The 10201-nt window shown below is 61.2% G+C and carries 8 protein-coding genes; 5 read left to right on the top strand and 3 right to left on the bottom strand.

What is annotated here, in order from left to right; all coding sequences use genetic code 11:
• A partial coding sequence (locus tag GIW02_RS14100) for a DUF6531 domain-containing protein (protein WP_236421901.1) occupies window positions 1–1813 on the bottom strand: 1813 nt, incomplete at its 3' end.
• Between the two features lie 263 nt (window positions 1814–2076).
• Between GIW02_RS14100 and GIW02_RS14095 the strand changes: the two genes are divergently transcribed.
• Both GIW02_RS14095 and GIW02_RS14090 read left to right on the top strand, forming a co-directional pair.
• A complete protein-coding gene (locus GIW02_RS14095) occupies window positions 2077–4569 on the top strand; it encodes a TonB-dependent siderophore receptor (RefSeq protein WP_236413071.1) in 2493 nt (830 codons plus the stop codon).
• A 179-nt stretch (window positions 4570–4748) separates the two neighbouring features.
• The gene (locus tag GIW02_RS14090; protein WP_026136677.1) at window positions 4749–5078 is read left to right on the top strand and encodes a hypothetical protein; all 330 of its coding nucleotides are present in this window, start codon (window positions 4749–4751) and stop codon (window positions 5076–5078) included.
• Window positions 5079–5091: 13 nt separating this feature from the next.
• Here the strand turns inward: GIW02_RS14090 and GIW02_RS14085 are convergent, their stop codons facing one another.
• Complete coding sequence (locus tag GIW02_RS14085; RefSeq protein ID WP_236413069.1) at window positions 5092–5991, bottom strand: LysR family transcriptional regulator; 900 nt, start codon at window positions 5989–5991, stop codon at window positions 5092–5094.
• A 114-nt stretch (window positions 5992–6105) separates the two neighbouring features.
• Here GIW02_RS14085 and GIW02_RS14080 point away from each other — a divergent pair, with 114 nt between their 5' ends.
• The 3 genes from GIW02_RS14080 to GIW02_RS14070 all read left to right on the top strand — a co-directional run bounded on the left by GIW02_RS14080 (window position 6106) and on the right by GIW02_RS14070 (window position 8856).
• Window positions 6106–7158, top strand: a complete 1053-nt coding sequence (locus tag GIW02_RS14080; RefSeq protein WP_236421900.1) for an AbrB family transcriptional regulator — start codon at window positions 6106–6108, stop codon at window positions 7156–7158.
• A gap of 66 nt (window positions 7159–7224) precedes the next feature.
• Complete coding sequence (locus tag GIW02_RS14075) at window positions 7225–7920, top strand: fumarylacetoacetate hydrolase family protein (RefSeq protein ID WP_236413065.1); 696 nt, start codon at window positions 7225–7227, stop codon at window positions 7918–7920.
• A 36-nt stretch (window positions 7921–7956) separates the two neighbouring features.
• Entirely contained in the window at window positions 7957–8856 is a 900-nt protein-coding gene (locus GIW02_RS14070; protein WP_236413063.1) for a helix-turn-helix domain-containing protein, read from the top strand.
• Between the two features lie 322 nt (window positions 8857–9178).
• Here GIW02_RS14070 and GIW02_RS14065 read toward each other — a convergent pair whose 3' ends face one another.
• Window positions 9179–10123, bottom strand: a complete 945-nt coding sequence (locus GIW02_RS14065) for a sensor domain-containing diguanylate cyclase (protein ID WP_236413061.1) — start codon at window positions 10121–10123, stop codon at window positions 9179–9181.
• Window positions 10124–10201: the final 78 nt, after the last annotated feature.

Raw genomic sequence — 10201 nt, 5'->3', positions numbered from 1 at the left:
AAACCTCGGTTTCGCCTACGGCGTTGGTCGCTGAAATCAGTCGGCCCAGGTCGTCGTAAGCGTAGGAAACGACGGGGTATTCAGTAATCCACTCGAAAGGCTCATAACCCTTGGCGCGCTGAATCTGATACTCGACCGCCACAATGCGGCCAGCCACATAACGCAAGAACAGCGAGCGCCCCACGCCGTTATCCAGCCGCTCAATGCGCCCGGAATAATCCCGGGAAATGCGCAGCCGGTTGTCATACGCATCGCTGATCGAGACCAGCACACCATCGCGAAAATGATAGAAACGCGAGGCCTGGGCCAGCACCAGTTCATCAGGCGAAGCGCCCAAATAAATAGCCGCTTCAGCCAGACTATTGGTGATCGCCGGTCGAGAAACAGTTGGCAAGGGCAGGGTAGTCGACCGGTTCTCATGGTCCGTCCACACCACCGACTCACCAGTAACAGCCAGCCGCTGCGCCAGCGAATGACTCCACCCAAACCCCAACCCACAATCCACTTCCACCGAGCTGGTGCGATACAAGCGCGTCCACTCAAACGGCAAAACCCCGTCCAGCGTCCCATCGGTCAGCGTCAGCAATTCCTCGCCCGTGACCATCGACACCGGGCAGCCATTGGTGGCGGTTTTATCCGCAGAACTCGCCGCATCCCCATTCAGGTTCTTACCCGAAACGGGCACATCATCCACCCGCTCTATTTGCTTGAGCGTTGCGTTCTGTCGGGCACGCCAGCGCATCTGCAACGTGCCTTGCTTGAGCCCGCCAACCACCCCGCGAACCGCCACCGCCTTGTAGCGATCCACGGCCTGCATGAACTTGGTCAGAATCGTGAACAGGCTCTCTACAAAACCGATGGCCGCCGCCACAATTTGCTTGCCGTATTTGACCAAGCGCACGCCCAGGTAGGCCGCGCCCGCCGCCGGCAGTGCAATCGTCAGTACCACCGCGATAACCAGATCAATCAGCAGCGACACCACGAGCCCGGCCGCCGCCTGCGCGATCTGGCTGGGCGGCAACGCGTCCAGCCACAGCATCGCCGTGCGCATCATCAGGAACAGCGCCGCCTCATCACTGGCCAGCAACATCGCCTGTTCCATGACCCTGGGCGCATCGGTGGCGATCTGGGCCAGCCTGGCTGCCTCGGTGCCCAGTTGTTCGGCGTATTTCAGCGGGTCTTCAAGAATCGCCTGGACCAGCTTGATGCTGTCCCACGCCTCCCGGATCGCTGCCCAACTGCCCGCCAGCACACCGCTGCCAATCGCGCTGGCGGTGGATCGCTCCCAGTGTGGCCTGAAGCCTTGCCACTGCCCCCTGAGCCACTCCTCAAGGTCCGACGTGAGCCCGACATAAGAGGCAAACAACGCCTCGATCTGTTCGGTGGAGACGCCGCCCTGCACCCGCACCTGATAGCGTTTGCCGGCAGCACAGGCATGCGTACCCTTGCCGTGTTCGTCGAGCATGACAACCGTGGAGCTGCCATCATCCAGCCCGATCACCTCCACCGGGATACCGCCGATGGGGACGTCGTACACCGACTCGAATTTGCTTTCGATCGTTAGCTCGCCGCCCAATGGGCACATGGCGACGCTGCCCAGGGCATCCTTATCGCTGACGCTGACCGTCTTCTGCGAATCCCCCGTTCGCAATACCCGGTCCATCCCCAGCAAGGACGGCAGATCGGCCGCATGGCTGACCGAGTCCAGTGCGCGCCCGTACCAGGCATTCATCTGCTGGCGATACACCGCCAGGCTCTGATGGAAGCCATTGAGCTCATGTTCGATAAAGGCGATGTGGGCGGTGTGAGTCATCCGTGACGTCTCGACAGGGGGCAAGGCGTCGGAGTCTGCTGCAGCCGAAAGCGGCTGGATGAACGGTTGGAAAAATCAGAAAGCGCTGACGATCAAAGGGAAAAATCCATAAAAAATCATGGCAAAGACTTACAAAAACTACCGATACGGATGATTGCAGCGGGGTTTTGAAAAGATTCTCAAATAAAAAAGCCTCGCATCCTTGCCCGATTTTCCGAGGTGGCCGTCATGGTTAATAGAACCTCTATTACGCAGGATTTCCCATGTCGCGCCTTGCTCGTCCCTTGCATCCACTGGCCCTGTCAGTGGCGATGGCTTTTGCCGCCGTGCCGGTATTGACCGTCCAATCCGCTTTCGCCGCAGAAAGCAGCAGCGCCGTGCGCAGCTTCTCGATTCCGGCCGGTGACCTGAGCCAAGCGCTCAATAGCCTGGCGGAACAGGCGGGCCTGGTGCTGGCATTCGACGCAAGCCTGACGCGCGGCAAACGCAGCAACGGCCTGAGCGGGCAATACGACACTGATGTGGCGCTGACCCAGGTGCTTGCTGGCAGCGGCCTGCAAGCCTTGAAAATTTCCGCCGATCGCTATCGCCTTGAAGCCATCCCGGATAACGGCGCGGCAATGGAACTGCAGGCCACCACCATCAGCGGTGCTTACCAGGCCGAAAGCCCCACCGGGCCGGTGTCGGGCTATGTGGCAACCCGCAGCCTGTCGGGCACCAAGACCGATACCGCGGTGATCGAGACCCCGCAGTCGATCTCCATCGTCACCAAAGACCAGATGCGCGCGCAGAACGCCGAAAGCCTAAACCAGATCCTGCGCTACAGCGCCGCCGTGGTGCCGGAAACCCGGGGCGCCACCGCCTCGCGCCTGGACCAATTGACCATCCGTGGCTTCGCTCCGGCGACCTACCTCGACGGCCTGCGCATGCCCTCTAGCCGTGACGCCTTGCCGCAAAAGGATGCATTTGACCTGGAGCGCGTCGAAGTTCTGCGCGGCCCAGCCTCCGTGCTGTACGGCCAGGGCACGCCGAGCGGGGTGATCAACATGGTCACCAAGCGACCGTTGGACACGCCCTTCCATGAAGTGGGCGTCGAATACGGCACCTTCAACAAGAAGCGCACCACCTTCGACCTCAGCGGGCCTATCGATGACCAGGGTATTTATTCCTACCGTGTCGCCGGCCTTTTCGATGATGCCGACGGCCAGGTCGAACACACCGAGACCCGTCGTCAGTCGCTGTCCAGCGCCTTCACCTGGCGCCCGGACGAAGACACTTCGCTGACCTTGCTCGGGCACTTCCAGAAGGACCCCAAGGGTGCGTCCTACGGCTCGATGCCGGCGTGGGGTTCGGTGTTACGTAGTCCGAACGGGCGCAAGATCGACGTGGATTTCTATGACGGCGAAAAGAGCTTCGAGAAGAGCGACCGCGAGTACTACTCCCTCGGTTACGCGTTCGAACATCACTTCAACGATGTCTGGACCGTGCGCCAGAACGCCCGTTACCTAAGGGCCGAGGGGGTCTACCGGAGCCTTTACCACAGCAATCTGCAGGCCGATTACCGCACCTCCAACCGTTCGACCATCGCCACTGATGTCGACATGGACGCCTACACCCTCGATAACCAGGTGCAGGCCAAGTTCGACACCGGGCCGTTGCAGCACACCCTGTTGATGGGCCTCGATTACCAGAACACCAGCACCGATACCAAGCAGGGTTTTGGCAAAGGGCCCAGCCTGGATATCTTCGATCCGGTCTACGGCGCCCCGGTGACCACCCCGGCGTTCGCCACCGACGCCACGTCGCGCAGCGAGCAGACCGGCGTCTACCTGCAAGAGCAAATGAAGTGGGACAAGTGGGTACTGTTGCTCGGCGGTCGCTATGACTGGGCCAGTACCGACAGCACCACCAAAACCATCGAGAGCGGCGCCAAGAGCCAATCGTCGCTGGACAGCAAGGCGTTTACCGGCCGCATCGGGCTGGTTTATCTGTTCGATAACGGCTTGGCACCGTATGCCAGTTATTCGGAGTCGTTCAACCCACAGTCGGGCACCGGTTTCGGCGGTTCAGTGTTCAAGCCGACGGAAGGCAAGCAGTATGAGATTGGCATCAAGTACCAGCCGCCGGGCAGCAACAGTTTCATTACTGCAGCGATTTTTGACCTGCGCCAGACCAACGTGCCGACCATGGACCCGGACCCGACTCACCTGTGCGGCAGCGGCCGTTGCAGCATCCAGGATGGCGAACAACAGTCCCGTGGCTTTGAGCTGGAAGGCAAGGCCAGCCTCAATGACAACCTGGATATCACCGCGGCTTACGCGTACCTGGATAACCGCGTGAGCAAGTCCAACAGCACCGTGCGCTACGCGCCGATCACGGATGTAGGTGTCGGTGCGCCCGTGCCGGCGGAGGGCACCACCACCTACGGCGTCCCGCGCCATACGGCCTCGGCGTGGGCTGACTACACCTTCCACGACGGCAACCTCAAGGGCTTTGGTATGGGGGCGGGCGCGCGTTATGTCGGTTCGTCCTGGGGCGATACCGCCAACACCCTCAAGGTGCCGGGTTACACCTTGTTCGATGCGGCGGTGCACTACGACATCCCGAACATCGCCAACCTCAAGGACAACCTGCGCCTGGCACTCAACGCCACCAACCTGGCGAATAAAGAGTATGTCGCGTCCTGCTATTCCTACTCGTGGTGCTGGTATGGCTCACAGCGCACGGTACAGGCCAGTGCGACCTACCAATGGTGATCAGCGAGGAATTGAGGTCGTGCTGATGAGGGGCCGCTTCGCGCCCCAACGCGAGCAAGCTCGCTCGCCACAGGGGGCGGGGGATGTTCGGGGTGGTAAGAAGGCAATTTAATGGCCCCTCTGTAACAAAATTCTCGCCAGAATCGCTTTTATTTTCAGGTGGTTAGGTGAGGAAGCAAATGCGCACTGTTGGAATCATGCTGATCGCCTGCTCACTGGCCGGCGGCGCGGCTGCCGTGCAGGCACGGGAGTTGCGCGAGGGTGACAAGTACATGTGCAGTTGGGGCGCCGGCACGGCCGCGAGGGCCCAGGAGCTCAAGTTGTCGGGGGTGTCGTTGTACGCCGCGCGGCAGAAGATTCAGACCATCAAGTTCAACAAGTCGTGGATGCGCATGATGGCCATGGGCATCACCGAGCAGACGTATGACAGCCGCTCAAGGCTCAAGCCCGAGGCGATTCGCCAAAGTTTCTATCAGGATTGCGTGCGTTACAAAGTGGCGCGTAAATGAGCCGGCGATTCGCTTAGCGGGTCAGCGGCGAGGTGGCGTCTTCCTGGAAATACACCCGGGCCGTTTCAATAAACCGTCGGTTGGCCTGGGACAGGTATTCACTGGCGCGCCAGCACAGGTTGAAGTGCATGAACTGCGCGGGCTCGAACGATACGCCCAGCAGCCCCGGCTCCTGTTCCTGCACCGAGCGCAGCAGGGTGGAAACCCCCATGCCACTGCGGGTCGCGGCGATCACCAGCGGCACGAAGTTGCTTTCCAGGGCAATGTTGAAACTCACGCGGGCATTGCTGCAAAACGCGTCCAGCAAGTGGCGCTGCAAAAACGTATTGTCGAAGACCAGCATCGCCTCGTGCTGCAACCGCTCTGCCGGGATCGACAGCTGGCCCGCCAGCGGGTGCTGATCACTCATGCACAGCACCATCTCATCACTGCCCAGCAGCACCGACTCCCAGCCCGGATCAACCCGTCGTGACTCCAACAGCGCCACGTCAATCTGGCGCGTGGCCAGGCGTTCGCTGATGTCATCGGCACTGCCTTCCACCACATGCATGGCGATGCCCGGGTAGCGTGCGCGAAACTGCATCAGCAAGTGCGGAATATGCCGGATGCCATACATGGGCGGCACGCCGACACGGATTTCGCCGCTGTGCAATTGCGTCAGGTCCTGCAGCTCACGGCGGGCTCCGATCAGGCCTTGCAGGCAGGCTTCGGCCCTGGCCAGAAACACCTGGCCTTCGGCGGTTACGCTGATCTGCCGGGTAGCACGGTTGAACAACGCTACGCCCAACTCATCTTCCAGGCGGCTGACGGCCATGCTCAGCGCCGGTTGCGCCACGTGCAGCGCCTGCGCGGCCTTGGTGAAGCTGCCTTGGCGGGCGATCTCGACGCAGTATTCCAGCGCTTTCAAGTTCATAGACAAAAAGTTCGCATAACAAAGAGTGATGACGTGTTTCACAAATGGATATTTTCTGTGATGAAAGCAAGTCTATAACCTGTCGCCATTCTTCTCCATGGCGGGTTTAACAGGATGCTCATTTTTCGTCAGTATTGGCTTTTAACCTTGATCGTCGGGGCTTTGGGCGGCAGTTTCGCCACCTGGGCCGGATGGCCATTGCCGTGGGTGATCGGTGGGCTGGTCGCGGTTTTGCTGACCCGCTGTGCAGGCGGCCTGGTGCCAGAAGTCCCCTATGGCCGGCAGGCCGGGCAACTGATCGTGGCGGTCGCCATCGGCTGCCACTTCACCTTGCCAGTGATGCAACAGGTAGCGGCTCACCTCGGGCTGATCGTGGTGGCGGTGTTGCTCACGCTGGTGTTGGCGCTGGGCTCGGTGCTGATCCTGCACCGTTGGGGCGTGCCCTTGGCCACTGCGTTTTTCGCCTTGATGCCGGCCAATTCCTCCGAGATGGTGCACCTGGGCCGCCAACGTCAGGCAGACGCGGGCTTTATTGCTGCGGCGCATAGCGTCCGCTTGCTGTTGATTCTGTTGACGGTGCCTGCCGTCGTCACCTGGGGCATGCCGAGCGCAGTGGCCCATCCGGCGTTGCCGGTGATCTGGCCGTGGCTGATCTTCATCCTTGCGATGGGTTGGCTGGCGGCCCTGGGCTTCAAGCAGTGCCGCTTGCCCAACCCCTGGACGTTCGGGCCGTTCCTGATCTGTGCGGTGGGCGTGGGCTGTAATAACTTGTCGATGAGCATGCCGGGTTGGCTGAGTGGCACGGGCCAGTTGTTGATCGGCTGCGCATTAGGCGTCGCCTTCGACCGCAGTTTCCTACGCCGGGCGCCGGGGTTTCTGACGAAAGTGTTAGTGCTGCTGACGGGCTCGGTGCTAGCCACGGCGCTCGCCGCCTGGGCGCTGGGCGGCTGGCTGGGGATGCCGTGGCTGTCGCTGGCCCTGGGCATGATGCCCGGCAGCGCGCCGGAAATGAGCCTCACAGCCGAGGCATTGGGCCTGGCGGTCACCCTGGTGACGGCGATGCAGGTGATCCGTATGGTGTTGATCCAGGCGACGTGCCTGCCGCTCTATCGTCTGCTGGCACGCGCGCCGCAGGTGCAAGCACCGCTCAGTGCAAAATCTGCGTAAGCCTGTCCAACTGCGCCCCGGCGCCGCTCGCCATACTGGCGCCAGGTAAACCAAGAGGTGCAGGCCATGACCGACTATGTATTGACCCCCACGCAGACGCCCTCCCTGGCAGTACAGGGCAGTGATGCGCGCTTCCCGTTGCGCCGCGTGTTTTGCGTGGGCCGCAACTACAGCGAACACGCCCGGGAAATGGGCCACGACCCCAATCGCGAGCCGCCATTCTTCTTTATGAAACCGGCGGACGCGGTGGTCCCGGCTGAAGGCGTGATCGCCTATCCGCCGCTGACCGCTGACCTGCACCATGAGGTCGAACTGGTGGTGGCCATCGGCAAGGGCGGGGTGGATATCAGCCCTGACAAGGCGTTGTCCCACGTCTGGGGGTATGGCGTCGGCATCGACCTGACCCGCCGCGACCTGCAAGCCCAGGCGAAAAAGCTTTCACGCCCGTGGGAATGGGCCAAGGCCTTTGATCAGTCGGCGCCGAGCACTGCGCTGCAACCGGTGAGTGCAACCGGGCACCCCGCACGCGGCACGATCTGGCTCAAGGTCAATGGCGAACAACGCCAGATCGGCGACCTGAGCGAGCAGATCTGGACAGTCAGCGAGGTGATCAGCCACGCCTCCCGGTCCGTGGCGCTGCAGCCCGGCGACCTGATCTTCACCGGCACGCCCGCAGGCGTCGGCGCACTGCAACCGGGGGACACCGTCAGCGCCGGTATCGACGGCATCGGCGAGCTGAATTTCACCCTCGGCCAGGGTTGAGGCTACAGTGGTGCCCAGGCCACCCGAGAGACTGTTATGCCAGGCACCCGCGTCACCACCTATGGCATGGAGCAGCGCAGCGACCGCTCCGACTTCTACATCCGCGACAAACGCGGGCGGGCGGCGCTGAGCAGCCCCCATCGGCATGAATACTTCCAGATCCAGATCAACCTCGGCGGCGACACCGTGCAGCATATCGGTGGCGCCGTACGCCCGTTTCCGCAGAAGGCCCTGGCGTTTATCCTGCCCCATCGGCTGCATGTGATTCCCCATCCCGAGGACGGCGAATTCATATTGATCAACTTCAGCCAGGCGTTTTTCCTGCCGCAGCTGACCTGCGACCCGCTGGACCTGGAAGACATCCCCATCGGCCAGGCACCGGAGCTGTCGCCGTTTCGCTTTCAGGAACAGCTGGATTTCATCCTCGACGATGTGGCGTTTGAGACGGTGAAAACCTGGCTCGCGCATATGCGCGACCTCGACGCCCACCGCAGCTTCGGCGCCCGCGAACGCCTCAAGGGCTATCTGTTTCAACTGATCGGCCTGGTGTGTGAGCACTACGCCGAGCCGTTGCAGGCGTTTGCTGCCAACAACGCCACTCGGCGCGGGCGCAGGGACGCGCTGGCGCGGGTGCAGGCGCATATCCGCGAGCACCTGCATGAGCCGACGCTGAACCTGACGGACACCGCCGCCGCGGCGTTCCTGTCGCCCAACTACCTGACGCATTTGCTACGCAAGGAAACCGGCAAACCCTTCTCCCAACTGGTGCTCGACCGCCGCATGCAACTGGCGCGCACGCTGTTGCTCAACGGCACGCAGATGATCGGCGCCATTGCCCACCGTTGCGGGTTTACCGATGAGGCGTACTTCTCCCGGTGTTTTCGCAAGGCCCATGGGGCGCCGCCGGGGCAGTTTCGTCGCCAGCAACAGGGGTAGCCGTAGTGGGCGGCGTGGCACTTCGCAACAGACACACAAACAGTTGGACGAAGTTGATCAATAACCGCTTTTTATGAATGGATATATACACTTAGTTGCACCAAAAAGTGGCATTGATAACCTTTACTACCTTTAAAAATGTGTGGTTATTGAACGACTTACAGTGCTTTTAATCCGACGGAAGGATATAAAATATTGTTGTTACAGGTTTTCGCAATCGGTACTATAGCCGGGCGTTCACCTCCCACGGTTTATGCATTTTTAAATCCCAAGTTTCCATCAGCTACTTGGGATTTTTTTTGCCCGCGATTTGACCCCGACGTCAAACGTTATCGCCGGCAAACTCCGCACGCATCCGCCCATTGCGTTTGGCCTGGTAGAGCAACTTGTCGACCTCTTCGACAAACTCCAGCATCGGCTGGTCGGGGGTGACGATTCGCGTACCCACGCCCAGGCTCAAGGTCAGCAGGTTCGACACCGTTGAAAAGCCGTGTTCGATCTGCTGCTGACGGATCAGATGCAGGCACCGTCGCGCCACCTGCCGGGCCGATGCCGCGTCGGTTTCCGGCAGCAGCCAGACAAACTCCTCACCGCCAATGCGCGCGATGAAATCCCGTGGCCGGTTCGCCGCCTGCGACAGCGTACGCGCGACCTGGCGCAGGCATTCGTCGCCCTTGATGTGCCCGTAATGGTCGTTGTATTGCTTGAAAAAATCGATATCGAGGATGATCAGCGACAGGGGTAACTGGCTGCGCTGCGCACTGGCCCATTCCCGTTCCAGCACGGTGTCGAACATGCGCCGGTTGGCGATACCGGTGAGGCCGTCCTGATAGGAGTATTCCTCGAGTTGCTTTTGCAGGCGCACCAGGTGTTCTTCGGTCTTCTTGCGCTCGCTGATATCGAACATAAAGCCGATCAGCGCCTCGACTTCGCCGTCCTTGCGTACCACGTGCACCACGTCGCGAATCCACACGTAGTCGCCGTTCACCGTCAGTGCGCGGTAATCCGCCTCGTGGTCGACGCCGGCGCGCGATTGCGACACGCAGAAATTCACCACGTATTCGCGGTCATCCGGGTGCATGCGCTCGACCCAGTCGTCGACGCTGACCCAGCTGTGCGGGGTCCAGCCGAGCAACGCCTCGATCTGCGGGCCGATATAGCTGAAGGTCATGGTCTGCCAGTCGATGCGCCAGGGGATGGCCTTGGTCGACTCCAGCAGGGTTTTGTACACGTCACTGTCGGGCTGGCTCGGAGGGGCGATGCTCATTGGAAGGCTCGGGATGATGGCGAATAGCCAAAGCCTCTTTTGATCGAAGCGCGGAGTCAAGCGCCAGCCAGGGCAGCA

The organism is Pseudomonas syringae, from assembly GCF_021606685.1.
In the GTDB taxonomy this organism is placed as follows: domain Bacteria; phylum Pseudomonadota; class Gammaproteobacteria; order Pseudomonadales; family Pseudomonadaceae; genus Aquipseudomonas; species Aquipseudomonas syringae_R.
The sequence above is the reverse complement of the archived record's forward strand: the minus strand, read 5'-3'. Positions and strand labels throughout refer to the sequence as shown.

Coding starts and splice junctions, on each gene's coding strand:
- GIW02_RS14095 (WP_236413071.1), top strand. CDS start 2,077: ATGTCGCGCCTTGCTCGTCCCTTGCATCCACTGGCCCTGTCAGTGGCG.
- GIW02_RS14090 (WP_026136677.1), top strand. CDS start 4,749: ATGCGCACTGTTGGAATCATGCTGATCGCCTGCTCACTGGCCGGCGGC.
- GIW02_RS14085 (WP_236413069.1), bottom strand. CDS start 5,991: ATGAACTTGAAAGCGCTGGAATACTGCGTCGAGATCGCCCGCCAAGGC.
- GIW02_RS14080 (WP_236421900.1), top strand. CDS start 6,106: ATGCTCATTTTTCGTCAGTATTGGCTTTTAACCTTGATCGTCGGGGCT.
- GIW02_RS14075 (WP_236413065.1), top strand. CDS start 7,225: ATGACCGACTATGTATTGACCCCCACGCAGACGCCCTCCCTGGCAGTA.
- GIW02_RS14070 (WP_236413063.1), top strand. CDS start 7,957: ATGCCAGGCACCCGCGTCACCACCTATGGCATGGAGCAGCGCAGCGAC.
- GIW02_RS14065 (WP_236413061.1), bottom strand. CDS start 10,123: ATGAGCATCGCCCCTCCGAGCCAGCCCGACAGTGACGTGTACAAAACC.